Source organism: Wolbachia endosymbiont (group B) of Aricia artaxerxes (assembly GCF_964026975.1).
In the GTDB taxonomy this organism is placed as follows: Bacteria; Pseudomonadota; Alphaproteobacteria; order Rickettsiales; family Anaplasmataceae; genus Wolbachia.
In genome coordinates this window covers 175,041-195,534 of sequence record NZ_OZ034718.1, presented here as the reverse complement: position 1 = coordinate 195,534, position 20,494 = coordinate 175,041, and the positions used below count along the sequence as shown (strand labels likewise).

Genomic DNA, 20,494 nt, shown 5'->3' with positions numbered 1-20,494 from the left:
TAAAGAGGTATTCATACATTTTGTTATGTATGGAGAAATGTTATGCTAAGTCGTTTTGCAAAACATCAGAAGAGTGAAGATATTAATCAACAATTGTACAATGCTATATACAAAAAGGTCACAAAAAAAACACATAATCATGGAAATCTAAAAAAGGGAGATGGAACTATCGCAAAATGCATAGAGTTGTTTAACAAAGGAGCTGATCCCAACGTATTAATTGAATTAGAAAAGTCATTGAGAAAACAAGAAGAATATTATAAATATTATATTGACAACTTCCTTCCAGCATTGAAAACAAAAGTGATAGAGTCAGAGGAATTAATGAAATCTTCAGTACTTAACAATGAAGAAAAATCATCACAAAGATCACCAACAAGAAGAGGAAAAATATTAGAAATAATTTTAGAGATTACAGGGATTACTAATAAAAGTAGTGACAAAGATCATTCTAGTAGCACTATTCAAAATCAGAAAAGTCTTAGAAGTAATCAAGCAAATAGACAAAATAATACTATGGAACTATTTAACAAAAAAAGTCTTTCTGGTGAAGTTGAAATTCCCAAAAATTCAGGTATTAATCCTCTGGAAAAGGATTCTTTAGCTAAGGGTGTAAGTGGAAAAGGAACCCCTGGAAAATACAATACCTTGAGAAATTCAGGTTATTATGGTGCTTCAGCACATCCTACATCAAAACAATCGCAAGCAAGAAAGGAGATCGCACAATCACAATTGAATAGTCAATCTGATCTTTCGATTGATAGTAAAGATTTAAAAAATGAAAAGCCTAATATAACTGTGAATGCTGTAGAAGTGCCAAGCGGTGCAAATACTTCTAAACTCAGTAGTAGCAGTGACTTAGATAGTGGAATAAATTCATCTAGCTTGGCATCAAGTAGCAGAAGGAACAGCTTAACTTCAGTAACAAGCATTTCATCTGAGGAAAGTGTACACTTAAAATTAAACCCTGCTGAGAAAGATAATAGTTTGCAACTAGAAGATGAAGGAAAAACAAAATTAGCACATCCGAACAAAACAAGGCCCAAAGGCCCAAGCGGAAGAATATCCCCTTCTAAACATTATAAGAAGACTGAAGAAGGGCCTCATTGTGTGATCTCAGTGACAGGCAGTAAGGTAAAAGATACAATGCAATCCAATAATTATGAAAATAATAGTAAAAACAAAAATCTTCACGTCGCACTTGTAACAAGTTCTGCTCTCTTAGCAATAGGGTGCATTGTTGCAGGAGCAATGACATCAGGATTAGTAGGAGCAGGACTGTTTGTGGTGGCTGCGGTGTTTGCTACAGCAGCTGCTGCTGAATTGTGTTCAAACTTTCTGTCAAGTAAATTGACATCCATTAGTGTGAGTCCTCTTGTTGATAATAAAGAGCTAACACGGTGATAAAAGTTAAATATGAGTTACTTATGGTGAGCAAGTGAATTCGGTTCTTGCCTATTGATGTAAAAATTGTTACATTTGAGGAGTATCTTAAAGGTATTTAGCTGATGCGTATTCAATTGGGTAGAGTTTTTGCTATTGTAGCCCTGTTAAGTTTTATCTTCATGTCATGTTCTAGCAAAGCAAGTGATGAATTGAAAAATATACCAGGAACGTTGAAAGAACTTATTTCTTCATTTTCAGTTAAAGATACTGTAGAAAATATGAATCCTTCGACAATTATAGGGTTATGTATAGCTACAGTGATACTTGCAGTAGTGTTCAGAGGCCTAATTTTTTTCATGATAATATTTGGCGTACTGATCATGATGTTTGGAAGCACAGAAAAGGCAACAGATTACCTGAAAGAAAAATTCAACTTTGCAAAGGACATACAGTTACAATCCAATAACAAAAAAGAAGATAAGGATTAAGTAAGATAGATGATTCTTTATTATCTTTTTATTGAATACGCATGATATTGTATGCAACCAAAAGTACCAGCCACTAGATCTAATTCTGAAAAAAAGAACAATTTAGCGTTACTAGAAAGTATTAATTTAGATTTTATCCCTTATGCTTGCCACTACGATGAAGAAACTATACTAACAAAACAGGGGGAATTATTAAAAATAATCAAATTAGAAGACTATTCTTCAGTTGATAACTATGGTGATCTTAGAACTGAAATTAGAAAAAGTATATCAAAAAATATCAAGAGTTTATATTTTACCGTTTGGATTCACACTGTCCGTAAGCGCAATAAACTGAGCTTACAGTGGAATAAAACTTCAGACTTTTCCGATCAGCTACACTCAACGTGGTTTAATAAACTAGTTGATAGTAAACTACAGTATATAAATGAGTTATACATTGTGGTGTTACTTAGTGATTTTGGCAAACATATTAATAATGCATTTTTTTTTGGCAGGATAAAGAATAGGCACAAGTTATTTTTACAAAAAAATCATCAAGAATTACAAAAAATAACTGACCTGATTCAAAAAGATTTAGAACCTTTTGGAGCTAAAAAACTGGGCCTTAGGTCTAGTGAAGGCAAAATATATTCTCAAATGATGGAATTTCTCCATTACATTATTACATTAACGCACAAAGATTATCCAATATGTGAAAGGGATCTATCGCAGCATGTTAAAAATTTAAAAGTAGCTTTTGGTTTCAATAAATTTCAAACATCGTTTGAAGGTCAACAGAAGTTTGGTTCTATTTTTTGCATAAAGGAATATCGAGAAATCCCCTTAGAAAATATAGATAGGTGTTTGCAACTTGACTCTGAGCTTATCATCACAGAAATAATAATATTTACTAGTAATAATAAAGCAGTAAAAGAATTCAAAAAACAAATTAATATACTGCAAATCAGTGAGGACAATACCTTACTTCAAAACTCAGGAATAAATGAAATAATAGAGCTTGAAAAAATTTCTGCTATGGATTTTTGTCAACAGAAAATTATTGTTACAATCTTTGCAGATGATAAGAATAGGTTAGCTAAAAATATCAGTGATTTATCCTCTGTAATGTCGTTAATCGGGTTGATGATGTTTAGGACTGATCTGCACATGGAAAATCATTTTTGGGCACAGCTTCCTGGAAACTTTGCTTTTGTTACACAACCAAAAAATATATTAGAAAAATATGCTTGCAGCTTTGCTATGTTGCATGATTTTACATCAGGTACGTTAAAAGGAGGAAGATGGAAAGAAGCAGTAACAGTTTTTTTTTCAAAAAAAGGCAGTCCTTACTTTTTTAACTTTCATGGAAAGAAAAATAATGGTCATACCACAATACTTGGAGCTCCAAATTCAGGTAGAACCTCACTGATCAATTTCTTACTTTCGGAATCAAGAAAATTTAACCCTAGGATTGTTATATTGGATAATACTGGAAAATCAATAATATTTACTAAAGCAGTAAGCGGCCAATATTACATAATTGATCCAAAATATAAAGATAAAAGTCTAAAATTTAACCCACTGAACATTGAAGATAGTGCTTCTAATCGCAATATGCTTGTTGAATTGATCAAAAGGATGGTTGCAGATGCAAGTTTGGTAGACGTAGAAGAAAAGACAAAAAAAATTGTAGATTCTATATTTGCTATACCAAGAGAATCGCGATCTATTTCTCAAATTTCTGAAGTGCTTTTACTTCTTGGAGGCAAAATAAGTAAATGGTGTGGTGAAGGTGAATTTGCTTACTTATTCCAAGATGGTGATGAGTCAGACATTGACTGGGGAACAAAAACTATATCCCTCAATACTGCAAATCTCACTAAGCAAAAAGAATGTATGTCCGTGATACTTTACTATTTCTTATACTCTTTCGAAGCAAAATGTGATGGCTCACCTGCAATACTTGTTTTGGATGAAGCATGGGAGATAAGTAATATTTTTCCTACAGAGGGAGAGTTTGACGACTGGATGCAAAGAATGACAAAGTTAAATGTTGTAGTAATTCTAAGTACTGAAAACTTAAACCTAGCATTTGCTAGCAAGTTTACTCAATATTTAGATAAGCATGTCGATACGAGAATCCTGATGCCGAACATCAATGCAAACAGATTATACATGAAGGCATTTTCTCTGTCGAAAGAGGAACTGAATGTCATTTTGCAAACACCAACACAGGAAGGTTTATTTTTGATAAAGCAATACAAAGGTTTAGTAACTTTAAATCTAGATTTGAAGAATATGAAAGAAATACATGTACTTTCAGCTAATAAAGAGACTATAAAGTATATGTATGAAGCAATAAAGGAAAAAGGCGAAAAAGTGAGTAAGTGGTTACCGGCGTTCTATGAAAAATGTAAAGCTTAATTTTTTATTGATATTCTCCTTGATATTTTGTCTTTCTTATCAAGGATATGCTGATTGTCCAACATTTGTAAAAAGTAATACTGAAATTGAAGCTACAGGAAGTAAAGCAGGAAAAGGTATTGCGAATTTTTTTAAAGGCAAGTGGAGCGATTTAGATTTTGACGAAAAATTATTGCAATTTATTAAAGTTACAGCAGTAAATAATCAGGAACCAGAAGGTTACTTCGATCCAAAGATTAAGGTCTGCGATTACGAAGGGAACGACAACTGTTATATATTATCCAGTGGAACATTCTGCCGCCAGATATATGGAACGCAGAGTACAGGAGCTGGAGTTTCTGCAGCAGCTTTTATAGATTGGGAAGGAGATAAAACAAAAGCTGGAGGAGAAATTGCCCAAGGTCTTGGATGGGAATGGGCAGATGGTGTTACTGATGAAGAAAAAGTAAAATTTGCTAATTCTCCTAAGATATGTGCTTGTAGTCAAAAAGGGGCTTGTATGTCAGGAATTTCTTCATGGGGCTCTAGAGTATTTTCTGGGGAAAATATTTTTCGTCCTGGAGAGATGGAAAAAGTTTGTGATACATGCTATCAAACAAAAGTAAAGTGTGCCCCTGTGCAACTTGCACCTGGCCCACCTGCATTTTGTGAACAACTTGCGATGTCACCACCACAAGTTAGAATTGTCCCTATAACAAATGAAGAAAATGATTATTTCCATCCAAGAGTTGGAGTCATTATTGGTGAGCTGAAGGAAAGAAGAGAGCTACCTTTTCCACGCGTTATTTCAAGTAATAAAAACATTCAAAGTGCTACATACTCTATTCCAGATAAAGATACCCACCATCACTTTAAAACTTATAGAAAAAAAGGTCAGCTCTGCACTGAATATTATGGTACTGAGAGAGAAGAGTCCAAAAGAAAATTACAATTTCCTGCTCGCTGCTTCCCAGCGCCACCTGCTCCAAAGATTGAAGAAGTGAGCATACCAAAGCCTAATGAGGGTAAAGGCGAAAATACGCTAAAAGTAAAAATGAAGATGAGTGAGAACGTTTGTACTTATGACGCACGTGGAACTCACAGTAATGGCATCTGTACTTTTTATGTTAATAAAAATTCTCCTACATATGTTGGCCATCTACCTTTAAAAGTAGTAAAGCCAGCAATAGTGGCAAAAACAACTGATAGCAGTAACAGTAAAAGCGACATCGATAGCGTAATAGAAGGTATATTAAAAAATAATTCGCAATTTGAAGTTCTAGAAAAATATGGGTATGTTCCCGATATCGAAGCAGAATGTAAAGAGCTTCAGAATGGTAAGTGCAAACTAGATGGCTCAGGATATCCAAAAGTAGAAATAAAATATAAAGAAAATTCTAAAAGTAAAATGCTCTGCCTTTCTGGGTGGCAACCAGAACCAGAGGAGTTTGTTCTTAAAAAAGAAAGTAAGCTAATATCGCTAAAATCAATGGGGGCAAGATACAATAAATACAATACTGTTTATTCAAAGGAGTCTGATCAGCTTTATTATTTTCCCTGTAACGAAACAATTGAGGTTTTAGCAAAGCCACAAGATGCACTGAATGAAATAATATTTAATAAAAAAGGATATATTTCCATTCCTGCTGAAAATAAGTCTAGAGATAACTGCATGGCAAAAGAGGATAAAGAGGTAGATACAAAACAAAATTGTGACAAATGCAAAATAGTATATGAGTTAACAGATGGAAAGTATGAAGAAAAAAACTGTAATCACGGTGATGATGGTTGCCTCTGCTTTGATGGAGTATGTAGTCGCTCAACACAGTATGTAGATAAGAATGATAAACTATTTTACTTAAGATATGAGGAAGTGGATTGCAAGGATAAGGATGGTAAAACAGTAAAAAACGAGAAAGGTGAAATACAAAAGTGCACACAATTAAAAAATCAACCGATTAAAGCAAATAGAACAGAAGTTTTTTATGCTGATAAATTGTGTAGGTTCGATTTAGAGGGTTTAAAAAAGAGATTACGTGAAATAATAATAGCACAATTGAAACATAAGAAGCAGATTATTGAAAACAGGGATCAAAAACTTTATGAGCTTGGAGATGGCTCTACAGATGATCTGTCAATGTATGATTACGTTGAAATAGAAGCATGGGGAGGTGGTGAAGCTGGTCATATAGATGGTAAAGCTCAGTCTACTGTAAGTAGACTAGGAATGCCAGGTGATTACATTAAAGCTAAACTGAGAGTCAACCCTAGTTATCCATATATTAAAGTAAAAGTAACAGAAGGAGGTGGTGGACAAGAAAATGATAAATCTAACAAGGATGGGGGACCTACTTTAATAAAAATGTGCAGAGACTCTTCAGAAACAATTTGTAAAGATTTAATTACTGTTGCAGGCGGAGGTACATACAGAACCTATGGGGGAAAGAATTACAAAGATACAATAATTCATGAACAAAGTTTAAAATTAAAAGAAGAAATTAAGAAAGGGGACAAGCTAAACTCTAGTAAAGATAATAAAATAGCATATATAGAAAATGGTGAGATTGGGTATAAAGATGTAACAAAATGTAGTAAAAACTACGTGAATAAAACATATGGTGCTGGTGGTTGTATCAACGAAAGCAGCAAAAGTTATAGCAAGGGCGCTCCTGGTTATGTGAAAATTAAACCTATATTTGAGGAAATTAATGAAAAAAGAGTAAAAAAAATAGATGATGCTATTGAAAAAATGATACAAAATCCAGATGACATCACAGGTATTGATGATTCCTTAATAAATAAACTTGATAAAAAGATTATTGATACAATTAAAGAAGAAATTAGAAAAGAATTGTTAGGTCTATAGTCAAAGAACCCTGATGGTTGCAAATGGGGTAAAGTCGAATTTACATCACTGAGACAGATGCATGTCAAACCAGTGTTTCTTTTCTTGTATCTCAGTTCCCATAATGTCATCCCAGTGCGTGACACCCATTTCTTTCTAGTGCTTCCTTCCTTGTCATCACAGCTTCCATAATGTCATTCGAGTAGCTGACACTGGAATCCATGTAAATTTAACTGGACACCAATGTCACAAACTAGTTTTCTCATCTATCTTATTTTGCTACTCTGCTGAACAGATACGTCAATTTCATCTACTGATGAGCTAGGTCTGCTGTCCTTTATATGTTGTACCAAAAGCTCCATAATTTTTTTTTGCTCATAAAATTGCTGAAATGAATATATTCCATTCGAGCCAACTAACACGAAGAATCCTCCTTGTACATTTGGAGGATTATCATGCCAGCTAATTTTTCTTACGTATTCAGCAGCTTGTAAGGAAGTATCTCCTGAAAGGTTTTTAATATTAGGATCAGCACCTTTTTCTAGCAGTAATCTTGCCATTTTTTCATTACCTTTCATAGCTGCTATATGTAGAGGTGTATTGCCAAGCTGATTGCCAATATTGACATCCACCCCTTCTACACTAAGTAATAATTGAGCTACCTCGTCATGGCCATTATCAATAGCTACACACAAAGGATTCATACTGGTATCACAGCCATTGACTTTAGCACCATTATCAAGAAGCAACTTAACTACTGCTGCATGCCCATTCTGAGCAGCTAGATACAAGGGTGTGACATTATTTTTTTTATCTACTATGTTAACATCAGCATTTTTTGTGCTAATTAATAGTTCAACTATTTCAGTATGTCCGTTCTGAGAGGCTAAGTACAGAGCTGTTATACCAAATTCATTGTCTTTAGCATCAATCTCAATTTCTTGAGTATTAAGTAACACCTTTACAACTTCTACAAGTCCATTTTGAGCAGCAATATGTAAAGGTGTCTTACCATCAGTACAGTCTTTTATATTGGGATCAGCTCCCGCTTTAATTAACTCCTCTACTATAGCTTTGCTTTTAGCTACAACAGCAAAGTGTAAAACTGTACTGCCTTTAGTAGTTCTTGCATGAATATTAGCTTCTTTACTGATTAGTAACTTTACTACGTCTAAATGTCCTGAATAAACAGCAAAATGCAAGGCTGTAAATCCTTTTTTATCCTTGATATTGATATCAGTTTTTACATTAAGTAATAACCTAACTTCATTTATGTTACCATTATAAGCGGCTTGATGTAATAGAATATTTTCAACCGGGAGCGATTGAGTGCTGAACATATTTACCTCTATATAATAGTATGCCTAGTGGTATTACATCAAAACAAGGAACATTCAAGAAAAATTTTTGCATCTGGCAATCTATTTTCTCTATTCTGATATATACAAACTCTTTAAACCCACCTTGTAATCAGGATAAACTAGAGAGACACCAAGATCTTTTTTAATTTTAGTATTGCTTACTTTTTTTGACCCTAAATAAAAACCCCGTGCGTAATTTGGTACGGAAGAAATCTCAACTGGCTCTGGAGGGCTAATATTGAGAAGCTCGGCTGCATACGTGACCACTTCAGATTGCGTAGCAGGTAAATCATCTGCACAATTGTATATCTCATAAGGCTTTATATTTTGCATGGAAGAAAATAAAATATTCGATATATCTTCAACATGAACACGAGAAAAAATTTTTTTCACATTTCTTGCTTTGCCAAGCTGCAGGTCAATTAGCGCATTTCTACCAGGACCATATATCCCAGCCAAACGAAAAATATGTACAGGCAATTTGCTACTTAGCCACTTCTTTTCAGACTCAAGGCGCTTTTCTCCTCTAATTTCTATAGGCTTTGTTTCAGATTCCTCATTCACCCAATTACCACAGTGGTCACCATAAACATTAGTTGCAGACAGATAACCAAGCCATTTAATATTCTCCAGACAATGACCGTATCTCTCCATAACATCATCGCCGTCTGGAGGAATAGAAACTAAAACATGCGTTACGCTTTTAAGCAGATCTTGATCAACCTTTTCATAATCAAAAAGTTGTATATCTTTATTTCTTGATGTACCGTTAACTTTCCAGCCTAAATTTAGCAATTTTTTCGATAGAAATTTGGCTACATATCCGTAACCAAAGCAAAACAAGTGCATGGAAATTAATTTCCAAAATTCTTCTTGATAAACTCAACCCCTAACCTTATTCCTTCTTCATTAATAATATGGCCTAATCCATGAATTGGGTATCCTTGAGCGTTTACTCCATTTTCTTTCAGAGCTTTAACCGCTAAATCAAGGGACGAAAAAGGTACCACATCATCAGCGTCACCATGAATAATACATATGTTGGGTTTTGATTTTATCTGCGGTGCAGTTTTTGAAGGCGAAAGAAATCTACCAGAATATGCAACAACCGATGCACAAGACTGAAGCCGGGTAAGAGCCACATGTATTGCAAGCATTGCCCCTTGAGAAAATCCAACTAAAGAAAGCTGAGTATCTTTTAAATTAAGCTCCTTTAATTTTGTATCAATAAAATGATTTACAATTGATGCAGCATTTTTCACCCCATTATATAGTGCTTCTTCACTACGATCCTCTAAACTAAACCACTGATAACCATCACCTATTTCCCTCTCAAACGGAGCATTCGGTACCACAAAACATGAATCAGGCAAAAACTTGCTCATAACTTTAGCAAGATGCACGAAATTATCGCCACTTGAGCCCCAACCATGAAAAAAAATAATCAAATTTTTCTTATTTCCATTTGGACAAATTTCTTGGCTTTTAAGTTCAATCATCTCTTCATCCCTTTATGTTTATATTTAACTTTATGGTAATACTAAATTTGAGGAACAAGACCTCACTACTGCTATAGCTCTTTGATATGAATAAATACTACTTAGCTTCAATTTTCTCTATCAATTTCTTGACCAAGCCTCTCAATCTTCTGCTGGAATCATCAAGCTCTTGAATTTGTGAAGCATCTTTTCCCATGAGCTCTTTGTGATTACTCTTTATGTAATCATACATTTCCTTCATCTGAGCAATCATCTTGTTGATATCCATACCACCCATATCAGGTATCATGCTAGGCATATTTCCTTCTAGCATACCACCAGCCATAAGTTGCTGAGACATTTGCATGAATGGCTTTAAGGTCTGTTGAAGCAAATTAGGGTCGCTTGCCAATTTTTCTATTTGCTCTTTGCAAGTATCCATGTACTGCTTCATAAATTCATCATCTTGCACTTTATCTGTCATAATTACACCTATTTGAAACTAATATTATATATTGTTTTTAATTAAAAACAATACAAGAACAACTATATTAATACTTGATTAAATGACAAATTAACTATTTTAAAGGTTCACATACTCTCTTTAACCATTCCTTATCTTTTATGCCATTTTCTATATTTTTATAAACAAATTGGTGATAGCTATTTATCCATTTAACTTCATCTTCAGTAAGCATTTGTATATCTATTAGCTTTTTATCATAAGGAACAGAGGTCAATTGTTTAAAGCTTAAAAAGACGTTTTCTCGCCTTTCAATATACATCAGATTCTCAATTCTTATTCCATACTTTCCTGGAATATAATAACCAGGCTCGTTAGAAAGTATCATGCCTGGAATGAGTTCCACTTTATTTCCTCTTGATATTGCTTGCGGTCCTTCGTGTACCGAAAGGTAACTTCCTACTCCATGTCCTGTACCGTGCATGTAATCCATTCCAAATTTCCATAAATGTATACGCGCTAATATGTCCAATTCTCCACCAGTAGTGCCAGAAGGAAAGACCGCACTTGCTATCGCAATGTGAGCTTTTAATACTATTGTGTAGTGAGCTCGTTGCTCATTGGTTGGACTACCAATTGCTATAGTTCTTGTAACATCGGTTGTGCCATCAAGGTACTGACCACCAGAGTCAATTAAATACAGCCCATCTTCTTGAATGACTTTATTTGTCTTATTGCTTGCACGGTAATGAATGATTGCTCCATTCTCGTTGAATGCTGAAATTGTTGGAAAACTCGGTTGCTTAAACAAATTCTGCTCTTTTCTGTATTCTAAAACTTTTTCTTCAGCTTCAAGCTCAGTAATTTCACTGTCAATATTGTTTTCAAGCCAATATAGAAAATTTATAACTGCTACTCCATCTTTGATGTGCGCACTTATAGCTCCAGTTATTTCAGTTTGATTTTTTACTGCTTTGTGAATCAAACAAGGATCCTCCTTCTCAATTATCTGCTTATTTTCTATTAGACCTCTTTCATTACTTATCGTCATCCCAGTGCTTGACACTGGGATCCATGCTTTTTTATTTCTGGTCAAGCACTGGAATGACACCGAAGCTGATTTTTCATTTAAATAATGGTTATACAAGGGATCTATTGCATTCATAATGCTCATTGGAGTCGTGCTTGGATCTATCACCACCAAATTTAACTTATGTAGTGAATTTTCTAGCTCACTAATATCAAAAACATTTATATGGTTATCAAAATTTGCTTCTATAGTTGAATGTTCTTTATCTTGAATAAATAAATCAACATTGGCATTTTTATACAATATAGCACGACCCAATATACAAGGAGTATATTCAGCACTTTCATTTCTTAAATTTAATAACCACGAAATTGAATTTGGATCAGTCAGAAGCACTGCTTCAGCCTCTATGTTTTTAGCTACTCTTTCACATTTATCCTTACCACTCTCACCAGATACATGTGAGACTATTGTTTGTGCTTTATGACTACTATCTTTTTTAATTAAGTATGGTACTAGTTTACAAATGCCTTCATATTTTCTTATGTCCTTCATAGTAAAATATTGCGGATAGTAACCCAGTGAGGTAGTCAATGTTAAGTTTGCTTTTACCCATTTGTGTGGATCCTCTTCTTGTATATTATATACTCGAAAACTGCCCTGATCGAGCTGACTGCGAGCTTGTGTGATATAGCGTCCATCTGTAAAAAATGGGCACTTATTACTCTTTGTAACGATAAGTAGCCCATTTGTTCCCGTGAAGCCACATAACTCTGCTAACTCTTTTGAATATTCATTTAAATACTCGTCTTTAGTATTCAACATAAATGTATCAACATTTATTTCGTGCATAAAAGAGCGAAATTCTTCGATTTTTGACATGTTACGCAGAATTAGCAGCTATTTTCGTTTTCTTATTCCTAAGGTACACTAATATGCTAACTATCGCTGCTGGAGTGATACCTTGTATTTGCTTCGCAATACCAATTGTTGCTGGCTTTATTGACTGCAACTTTTCTATCACTTCAGTTGACAAGCCTTTAATCTGTGAGTAGTTGAAATTAGTTGGAATTTGAGTATTAACTTCCTCTTGTAGAAACTTCATATCTGCTTCTTGTCTTACTAAATAAGGCTTGTATTTTGCTTCAATTGCAACTGCTTCATATATTTCATTCTTGGCTATGCTATCAGTTATAGTGTTATTCCAGCACATGACGCTGGAATCTACATTTTTTTCAGTGTCAACTGCATCCATTCCATCATCATTCAAGTACTGGATCCCAGTGTCAGCTACTTGGATGACAGGAAGAGGTGCTTTGGCGTTATGCAAGTAGCTGACACTGGAACCCATGTTTAACTCTGGCCATATTTCTCGTAATTTATTCCAGTCAATATTTGGATAACCGAGCAAATCTAATGCTGTTTTTCTTATTCCATCATAAGATATTTTAATGCCATAGGACCTGAGCTGCTCAGGAGTAATTGTTAGGCTCTCTAATTTCTCCTCAAGTTGCTTAATGGATTTAAGTTTACCCTGCAAAACAGAGTATCTCTCATGCGACACAAGAGAGATGTCATAACCTTTTTGTGTCAATCTTCTATCTGCATTATCTGACCTGATTGACAGTCTATATTCTGCACGCGAGGTAAATAATCTGTAAGGCTCGGTAATTCCCTTAGTGACCAAGTCGTCTATCATTACACCGATATATGAGTCTGTACGATGAAGAACAAAACTTTTTTGAGATAAAGAGAGTGCTGCATTGATTCCGGCAATAATTCCCTGCCCAGCTGCTTCTTCATATCCAGTGGTACCATTAATTTGACCAGCAAAATATAGTCCTTTAACTTTCTTAGTTTCGAGAGTATGAAATAGCTCTCGTGGATCGATATAATCGTATTCAACTGCATATCCAGGTCTTAATATTTCTGCATTTTCAAGCCCTTTTATACTCTTTATCATTTCATACTGCACTTCGATGGGCAATGAATTTGAAATTCCATTTGGATATATAGTGTTATCATCAATCCCTTCTGGTTCTAGAAATATTTGGTGATTATTTTTTTCTGCAAATTTTTTAACTTTAGTTTCAATTGATGGGCAGTATCTTGGTGCAATAACGTTATCTAAATATGAAGAAGCTGATCTGTGAAGATTCTCTCGAATTACTCTGTGTGTATGTTCATTAGTATGAGTAATAAAACATGAAACCTGAGGCTGGTTAATTTTCTCTGTAAGATAAGAAAATGGTGTAGGTGGATTGTCACCCACTTGTTCTTGTAATACCGACCAGTTTATAGTGCCACGATCAAGCCTCGGTGGAGTTCCGGTACGTAACCTGCCCAGTTTAAAATCATACTTCTTTAGCGTGTTTGCAAGCTCTATTGCAGGTTTATCTCCTATTCTTCCAGAAGGAGTTGTTTGCTCTCCTATATGAATCACACCACGTAAAAAAGTCCCTGTAGTCAAAACAACTCTGCTTGTCAGTATACGTTCACCTGAGTCTGTTATTACAGCTTTTATATAAGATTCTCCATTGCTATCACTTTCGATAAGAAAATCGTCAACTGACTCTTCTTTTACTGTCAAGTTGTTATAATTTAGAATAATTTCCTGTATTGCTTTTTTGTATAATTTTCGGTCTGCTTGTGCACGTGGGCCCCATACTGCTGCGCCTCTGCTGCCATTTAAAACGACCGAGTGTATGCTTGCTCGGTCGATAGCTCTCCCCATTATTCCATCAAGGGCGTCTACTTCTCTAACTACAACACCCTTTGCAACTCCTCCAATTGCTGGATTACAAGACATCTCTCCTATAGTTGAAATTTTGTGAGTTATAAGTAGCGTGCTTGCACCAAGACGTGCTGCAGCTGTAGCTGCTTCACACCCGGCATGACCGCCACCTACTACCACTACGTCGTACTTATGCATCTTCTTGAGTAATTCCTAATCTATAATATTCCAACTATCAGTGATTGATGTCAAATTTTACAGATTCCAGTGTTACAAACTAACTTAGCTCAAATTATCGTCTCTTTTACAGAAGAAACTTTTTCAACTGTAGGAGAGGTAATACGCTCATCCACTTCTTCTTCCTGAGATATTCTAACAAATGTAGAATCTGTAATCGAAGTTGCACTTGCTGCAAATGTAATTGCTGCTTCATCTGCACAATGCACTAAAGATGTGGCTACATAAACCCCCATAATTGTTGCTATTAGCCCTGTTATTGCACTTACTAAGATAATCACTGTTACTACTGGGTTAGGAAGAACAGCAATCACACTTGCATTAAGCACTGCCCCAATCATAGTACTTATAGGTATAGCCATACCCAAAAAAATTGCTATTTTTCCATGATCTTCCTCAATAGGATCTCTTTTGCAAAACTTATATAGCAAACATCCTACGTGCAAAACCGCAATCAATGCTAGAGCCATAGAACCAGCAATTGCACCTATGGCTAAAGGTGATGAAGTGTCAAAACTCAACCACCAAGCTAATATTCCTAGTGCTGACACTATACTATAAGCTAACAAACAAATATACATACAATCCCTCTCACTAATTAATAGGCATCATTTTTACTCTAAATTGCAAACTTCCCCTCCACCATCTAAATACTAGAGCAACAAGGAATGCTAACGGCCGTGCAAAAATATCTAATGTTTATATTTATGTAAAGTGAAAATTTTGAGTGGGGCGAGCGACCAGGATTGAACTGGCGACATTCAGTACCACAAACTGACGCTCTACCAACTGAGCTACGCCCGCCAAGATATAAAATTTTTAACATACGAGCACAAATAGTCAATTAATTATTTAAGTTACCTCCTTTTGCAGAGGGTGTTAAATATTTTCATTCATGCTTTTATCATTATACTCAATCGTATTGACACCATGATATGTTTAAAAGTATTTTCACATTTAGTTTTTTTACAGCTATTTCAAGAATCTCAGGGCTAATAAGAGATGTATTGATTGCTACGGTTATTGGTGCAACCTCTCTTGCAGATATATTCTTTTCCTCGTTTCGCTTTGCTAATTTATTTCGATCGTTTTTTGCAGAGGGGGCATTTACTACCTCATTCATACCATTATACTCTGCAGAGTCATATGATAATAAAAAGGCATTTAATTTCGCAAGTAGTGTAATATCCATTACGTTTATTATTCTAGTAATTTTTTGCCTTATCACACAAACCTTCTTCCCTTACATGATCAAAATCTTCACTCCTGGATTTGACCAAAATAAATTTACCTTTACTGTAACTTTGTCGAAAATTATGATGCCCTACATAATCTTCGTGTCAATCGCATCACTTATTGGTGGAATGTTGCAAGTAAAACAGCATTTTGCTTCAACAGCTATTTCACCAATCATTTTGAACCTCTGTTTAATCATCAGTTTGTTTTTACCTTACATTGAAACACCGGCTCATAACCTTTCTATAGCCGTCCTGATTGGAGGGATTTTGCAGCTACTTTTAATAATATTTAGTGCATACAAATTAAAGGCTTTCTTTTCTTTTAGTTTAGAACTAAGTAACGAAGTGAAGTTGTTTTTCAAGCGTGTAATACCTGCAATTATCAACAATTGTGTAATACAAATAAGTGTATGGATTGACACAATCATGGCGAGTTTTATACCAAATGCAGTTTCTTATATATATTATGCCGATAGACTAAATCAACTACCGCAAGGAGTAATTGGCACTGCAATTGGTACAGTACTTCTTCCTATGATTTCAAAACGAATAAATGATACTGAGAATATAGTCAAAATACAGAACAAGGCCCTTAATATAGGGTTAATATTAATTATGCCAATAACTGCTGCTTTTATCATTATTCCTGACATGATTTTACTTACGCTTTTTTCTTACGGCCGATTTGATTATTATGCAGTGCAGCAAACTGTTCCTACATTAGTAGCATTTTCTCTTTCTTTACCCGCATTTATTATAAATAAAGTATTGCTACCCACATTCTTTGCTAGGGGAAAGCTAAAAATACCAACTATGTTCTCATTAACGTGCCTTGGAATTAACGTAATACTAAATCTCCTATTAATGAACAAATACCAACATATAGGAATTGCTATTGCTACTTCCATTTCCACTTGGATAAATTCTATTTTATTGATTAATTATTTAACAATAAATAAGATGTATAAGCTTAGCCAAGCATTATTACTAAATATTGTAAAAATTCTCACTGCAACATTGGTTATGTCAATAGTTCTTTATCTCTCTAATTACTTATCAGCAGGGTTGTTTTTCGATAGAGGGCTAGCTCGTATTGTTTATTTAGTAACTTTAATAGCTTTGAGTGTTATTATTTATTCTAGCACTCTTTACCTGATTTTTAGAGGAAATTTGAATAATTTGAAATATGTGTAAATTACACCCTTTGTATTGCTATATGTCATTTCAGCTACTATTCCAATATCCACTTCTTTCATCCCATAACCTATTCCTGTCATCCCAGTGTCAAGCACTGGGATCCAGAAATTTTGTTGATTATATAATCTGGAAAACCTTATTTAAGTCACACTGGATCACAGTGTCACACACACAACTGTATAAGTGTTGTGGTTTGAGAGCAATTTCCACTGGGAACCCAGTGCTCATCAGACCAGCTTCTCATGTAAAAATGCTGTGCTTTAACATAAGAATAGCTACTTTTTTGCTAATTAACTTAATGTCTAATCAAATTTCCTGGATCCCAAACTGGGATGACAAGAAGAGAAGGGATGCTGGAATGAGAGGTCTATTATGAAACTTTCTTTATACGCCATATTATCAATCTCGTTGCTATTAATTCTCATGCACGTTGCTGCAACTTTTAAGGATTGGAGTGGCTACAGAGAATATATCGTAAAAGAGTTAGAGAAGACGTATGATGCTAAAGTACATGTTGGAGGAAAAATTGAAGTTTCGCTCATTACTCCAAAACTTACTATTCACAATGTATATGTACAATACAACAAAAACAAGGAGCAAAAATTATCAGATTTAATTAGTGCAAAAAAAATTGAAATAAGGCCATCGTTGTTTTCATTTTCATTGCAACCAAAGTCAATCTCATTTTTGGGCATGAAAAGCAACAAAGAAAATTTACTTAATATTATAAATACGAAAGCCAATGATAATATAGTTGATATATTAATAAAGGACAGCCAAATAAGTTTTAACGCCGATACTATTAATATCAAGGAAGTTGCTATAAAAAAAAATAAGCAGTTTTTTGGTGAAGTACAGATTGGTGACAACAATTACGATTTTTCTGGAAAGGTTAATGTCACAAAAAATAATGTACACATTAGTGTTGATTCAAATTTTGCAAATTTGCTATTTAAAGGTAATAGAAATCAAGAAGAGCTCAAGGGCAATTTAGTATTGACGATTAATAATAATTCTGATTCTATGAGCGGCTTGGCAAAAATCATTAATCTTAGCTTCCTTTCTTATGTGATTCCCAGCGAAAATATTGAGATATCATCCAATATCAATCTCAATGAAAGCGAGTTTACGGCAACTGATTTAAAAATTGAGTCCAAAAGCATGCAAGGCACTGGTATAATACAAAATGATAGAAAAAGTCATCATACTAATATCAATATTAGTTTTAGTAAAGTCGACCTAAAAAACGGCTCACACAAAACAACAGATATGAAGGGTCTTTTAGAATCTTTTAGAGAGGTTGTGCCAAAGAACCTGAGCTTGGATTTTAATATGGAAGCTTCAAATATTCAATATCAAAACAGGATATTGGACAAATTTCATGCTACGCTAAAATTTGCTAATGGCGAAATAAACGTTGATACTCTTCTTCAGTTTCCTGGAACCAATAATATATCTCGCTTATCAGGAAAAGTTTCAAACAATGGCAACTTGTCTGAATTTAATGGTGATATATTGATAAAGGGTGAGTCGTTCATTTCACATATTTTACCTTCTATCAAGATGCAAGAAAGAGAGAAAAGTCAATTTACAGCAAGTTCTAAACTATATTTAGCACCTAGAATATTATCTCTTTCAGATATCAGATTGCTAAATAACAAAGAATCTTGGCAAGGATCAATTAAGGTAAATCACACAAAAAAACACAATATGATCGATAGTAAATTTCGCATACATAACATTAATATAGATAAATATGATTATTCATTATTCAGCAAAGTGCAATGGCTGAAAAATATTAAATATGATGTAAATATAAGAACTAGTGTTAAAGATTCTATATTCAATGGTACAAAAATTGAAGATTTGGATTTTTCATTAAAAATACAAGAGAACAAGCTAGTTGCAGATAAAATAAAGTTATTCGGAGAAAATTTCGACATTACCGGTAGTGTAAAAATATTAGTGGATCAAAAATACACTAAGCCTTTATTAGACGTAAACCTTACAGGTAATAAATTTAATGGAAATATCTTTAAATTACCAAAACTATTAGAGGTAAAAAGAAACTCAAGAAATGAAATAAATCAAATTCAATGGTCAACAAAGCAGCTTAATTTTTTAGATGAGAAAGGAGATTTTGATGCAAACGTGCAAATCAAAACTACAGAATTTAAAATTGGGCAAAACGTCTTAAAAGATTTTAACTTGGATACAGTGATAAGAAACAGCACTATCACTATCAAAAAGATAAGTTACATACTAGAACATGGACAAATGTTTTTTCAGGGTTATCTAAAAGCAGGCTCAATTCACATAAAATTTTCTATTGCAAATTTGGACACCAAGGAAGTTATAGGAGTTAATAACATAAATGGCAAGATAAGCTTAAGTGGTGAAATCAAAACTCAAGGGACAAGCTTTGATGATTGGGCTAGTAACTTATCAGGAAATGTAAACTTTCAAGCACAGAAAATAGAGTTTACAAATGTGGATTTTAATTCATTCATCACTAAGTTGTTAAGCAGTAAGAATAAACCTGAAATTTCCAAGCTTGCTTACGTTGATATATATAATGGCAGTACGCTTTTTGAAAATATTAATGGAAAAGTAAGTATTAACAGTGGTGTATGTTCAACTAGTTCACAGTTTAGTATCGATCAAGCATCAGGTTCTATCTCTTCTAATTTAATCTTATCTAAGTTCTCCTTAACTTCTATATTCAGACTCTTTTTCATACTACCAAATCATAATAGTCCTCTTTATATCGAGGCACACTTAGATGGCCCTATTTGGTGCCCTAAGATGAGTTTTGATGTAGACCAAATTTACAACACCTTAGTTAGCAAGAAAAATAGTTAACTCATTTAGCTACATGATTTAGGGTATCCGTTCAGCAGGGTGGCAAAATAAGATAGACAAAAACGTAGCAACAAATGGTCAGTGCCTGACACTGGCTTTTTCACAAAAAACGTTGTAGAGCGCTTTCGTCAAACTGGATCCCAGTGTCAGCTACTTTCATGACAAGAAAAAAAGGACTGATTTCACATGAATCTGAACAGATACGATTTAGGAGATAGTAAACTTCATCTACCCTCTAATAATAAGACTTACTAGTTACTTGTAACTCTTCAATGCTTATATCGATGCAGCTTGTACTTGGAGTCTCCATATCTCCAAGCAATAACTTTGTTATCTCTGTGTGGCCTTTGAGAACAGATAAATGTAAAACAGTCTTGCTAGAATTATCTGCTATATTAATATTTGCTCCGTTTTTAAGCAATAATTTTACCACATTCTCATGGCCTCCCTGAACAGCTAAATATAAAGGAGTAGCACCGAAATGATTTCTTACATCAATATCTGCTCCGTTTTTAAGCAATAATTCCACCTCCTCTTTACAATTTATGGAAGCAGCATAATGTAAAGGAGTAAAACCATAATTATCCAATGCATTAACATTTGCTCCGTTTTTAAGCAATAATTTCACTTGCTCTAAGCGATTTCCGCAAGCAGCATAATGTAAAGGGACAAGACCTTCATTATCTGTTGGATTAGTATCTTGTTTGGCTCTCAACGATAATTCCATATGAGGAAGAGTCAATCGAGAATTACTTACTGAATTTTCTTGTTCTTGATACATAAAATACCT

At 34.2% G+C, this 20,494-nt stretch carries 14 protein-coding genes and 1 tRNA gene; 6 read left to right on the top strand and 9 right to left on the bottom strand.

Annotated features, from left to right (window positions below; genetic code table 11):
• Positions 1-42: 42 nt before the first annotated feature.
• From AAGE00_RS00880 to AAGE00_RS00865, 4 genes are all read left to right on the top strand, one after another.
• Positions 43-1,404, top strand: coding sequence for a DUF350 domain-containing protein (locus AAGE00_RS00880; RefSeq protein WP_149168655.1), 1,362 nt, complete (start codon positions 43-45; stop codon positions 1,402-1,404).
• Positions 1,405-1,508: 104 nt separating this feature from the next.
• The gene (locus AAGE00_RS00875; RefSeq protein WP_007302058.1) at positions 1,509-1,874 is read left to right on the top strand and encodes a hypothetical protein; all 366 of its coding nucleotides are present in this window, start codon (positions 1,509-1,511) and stop codon (positions 1,872-1,874) included.
• A gap of 51 nt (positions 1,875-1,925) precedes the next feature.
• Positions 1,926-4,280, top strand: a complete 2,355-nt coding sequence (locus tag AAGE00_RS00870) for a type VI secretion protein (protein ID WP_007302059.1) — start codon at positions 1,926-1,928, stop codon at positions 4,278-4,280.
• The gene (locus AAGE00_RS00865) at positions 4,261-7,125 is read left to right on the top strand and encodes a hypothetical protein (RefSeq protein ID WP_213863967.1); all 2,865 of its coding nucleotides are present in this window, start codon (positions 4,261-4,263) and stop codon (positions 7,123-7,125) included. The genes AAGE00_RS00870 and AAGE00_RS00865 overlap by 20 nt, the downstream gene beginning before the upstream one ends.
• A gap of 245 nt (positions 7,126-7,370) precedes the next feature.
• Here AAGE00_RS00865 and AAGE00_RS00860 read toward each other — a convergent pair whose 3' ends face one another.
• From AAGE00_RS00860 to AAGE00_RS00825, 8 genes are all read right to left on the bottom strand, one after another.
• Complete coding sequence (locus tag AAGE00_RS00860) at positions 7,371-8,444, bottom strand: ankyrin repeat domain-containing protein (protein ID WP_007302061.1); 1,074 nt, start codon at positions 8,442-8,444, stop codon at positions 7,371-7,373.
• 90 nt (positions 8,445-8,534) lie between these two features.
• Positions 8,535-9,314, bottom strand: coding sequence for an SDR family oxidoreductase (locus AAGE00_RS00855; protein WP_213863966.1), 780 nt, complete (start codon positions 9,312-9,314; stop codon positions 8,535-8,537).
• Between the two features lie 5 nt (positions 9,315-9,319).
• Entirely contained in the window at positions 9,320-9,964 is a 645-nt protein-coding gene (locus AAGE00_RS00850; protein ID WP_213863965.1) for an alpha/beta hydrolase, read from the bottom strand.
• A gap of 97 nt (positions 9,965-10,061) precedes the next feature.
• Positions 10,062-10,427 (bottom strand): hypothetical protein, encoded by a 366-nt coding sequence (locus AAGE00_RS00845; protein WP_213863964.1) that lies wholly within the window; start codon positions 10,425-10,427, stop codon positions 10,062-10,064.
• Positions 10,428-10,521: 94 nt separating this feature from the next.
• On the bottom strand, positions 10,522-12,318 hold the full coding sequence (locus AAGE00_RS00840) for an aminopeptidase P family protein (RefSeq protein WP_213863963.1): 1,797 nt from the start codon (positions 12,316-12,318) through the stop codon (positions 10,522-10,524).
• Position 12,319: 1 nt separating this feature from the next.
• Entirely contained in the window at positions 12,320-14,368 is a 2,049-nt protein-coding gene (mnmG, locus tag AAGE00_RS00835) for a tRNA uridine-5-carboxymethylaminomethyl(34) synthesis enzyme MnmG (RefSeq protein WP_019236692.1), read from the bottom strand.
• A gap of 89 nt (positions 14,369-14,457) precedes the next feature.
• Positions 14,458-14,988, bottom strand: a complete 531-nt coding sequence (locus AAGE00_RS00830) for a hypothetical protein (RefSeq protein WP_007302066.1) — start codon at positions 14,986-14,988, stop codon at positions 14,458-14,460.
• A gap of 147 nt (positions 14,989-15,135) precedes the next feature.
• Positions 15,136-15,211, bottom strand: a tRNA-His gene (locus tag AAGE00_RS00825).
• A gap of 131 nt (positions 15,212-15,342) precedes the next feature.
• Here AAGE00_RS00825 and murJ point away from each other — a divergent pair.
• Positions 15,343-16,839: a murein biosynthesis integral membrane protein MurJ gene (gene murJ, locus AAGE00_RS00820; RefSeq protein WP_026097235.1), complete on the top strand. Its 1,497-nt coding sequence runs from the start codon at positions 15,343-15,345 to the stop codon at positions 16,837-16,839.
• A 375-nt stretch (positions 16,840-17,214) separates the two neighbouring features.
• On the top strand, positions 17,215-19,704 hold the full coding sequence (locus tag AAGE00_RS00815) for an AsmA-like C-terminal region-containing protein (RefSeq protein WP_341815277.1): 2,490 nt from the start codon (positions 17,215-17,217) through the stop codon (positions 19,702-19,704).
• 235 nt (positions 19,705-19,939) lie between these two features.
• Here the strand turns inward: AAGE00_RS00815 and AAGE00_RS00810 are convergent, their stop codons facing one another.
• Entirely contained in the window at positions 19,940-20,485 is a 546-nt protein-coding gene (locus AAGE00_RS00810) for an ankyrin repeat domain-containing protein (RefSeq protein WP_007302070.1), read from the bottom strand.
• Between the last annotated feature and the right edge of the window lie 9 nt (positions 20,486-20,494).

What these genes read in the sequence shown, in the direction of transcription:
- AAGE00_RS00840 (WP_213863963.1), bottom strand. Translation starts at nt 12,318, where the DNA reads ATGTCAAAAATCGAAGAATTTCGCTCTTTTATGCACGAAATAAATGTT.
- AAGE00_RS00875 (WP_007302058.1), top strand. Translation starts at nt 1,509, where the DNA reads ATGCGTATTCAATTGGGTAGAGTTTTTGCTATTGTAGCCCTGTTAAGT.
- AAGE00_RS00830 (WP_007302066.1), bottom strand. Translation starts at nt 14,988, where the DNA reads ATGTATATTTGTTTGTTAGCTTATAGTATAGTGTCAGCACTAGGAATA.
- AAGE00_RS00855 (WP_213863966.1), bottom strand. Translation starts at nt 9,314, where the DNA reads ATGCACTTGTTTTGCTTTGGTTACGGATATGTAGCCAAATTTCTATCG.
- AAGE00_RS00850 (WP_213863965.1), bottom strand. Translation starts at nt 9,964, where the DNA reads ATGATTGAACTTAAAAGCCAAGAAATTTGTCCAAATGGAAATAAGAAA.
- mnmG (WP_019236692.1), bottom strand. Translation starts at nt 14,368, where the DNA reads ATGCATAAGTACGACGTAGTGGTAGTAGGTGGCGGTCATGCCGGGTGT.
- murJ (WP_026097235.1), top strand. Translation starts at nt 15,343, where the DNA reads ATGTTTAAAAGTATTTTCACATTTAGTTTTTTTACAGCTATTTCAAGA.
- AAGE00_RS00860 (WP_007302061.1), bottom strand. Translation starts at nt 8,444, where the DNA reads ATGTTCAGCACTCAATCGCTCCCGGTTGAAAATATTCTATTACATCAA.
- AAGE00_RS00870 (WP_007302059.1), top strand. Translation starts at nt 1,926, where the DNA reads ATGCAACCAAAAGTACCAGCCACTAGATCTAATTCTGAAAAAAAGAAC.
- AAGE00_RS00810 (WP_007302070.1), bottom strand. Translation starts at nt 20,485, where the DNA reads ATGTATCAAGAACAAGAAAATTCAGTAAGTAATTCTCGATTGACTCTT.
- AAGE00_RS00845 (WP_213863964.1), bottom strand. Translation starts at nt 10,427, where the DNA reads ATGACAGATAAAGTGCAAGATGATGAATTTATGAAGCAGTACATGGAT.
- AAGE00_RS00865 (WP_213863967.1), top strand. Translation starts at nt 4,261, where the DNA reads ATGAAAAATGTAAAGCTTAATTTTTTATTGATATTCTCCTTGATATTT.
- AAGE00_RS00880 (WP_149168655.1), top strand. Translation starts at nt 43, where the DNA reads ATGCTAAGTCGTTTTGCAAAACATCAGAAGAGTGAAGATATTAATCAA.
- AAGE00_RS00815 (WP_341815277.1), top strand. Translation starts at nt 17,215, where the DNA reads ATGAAACTTTCTTTATACGCCATATTATCAATCTCGTTGCTATTAATT.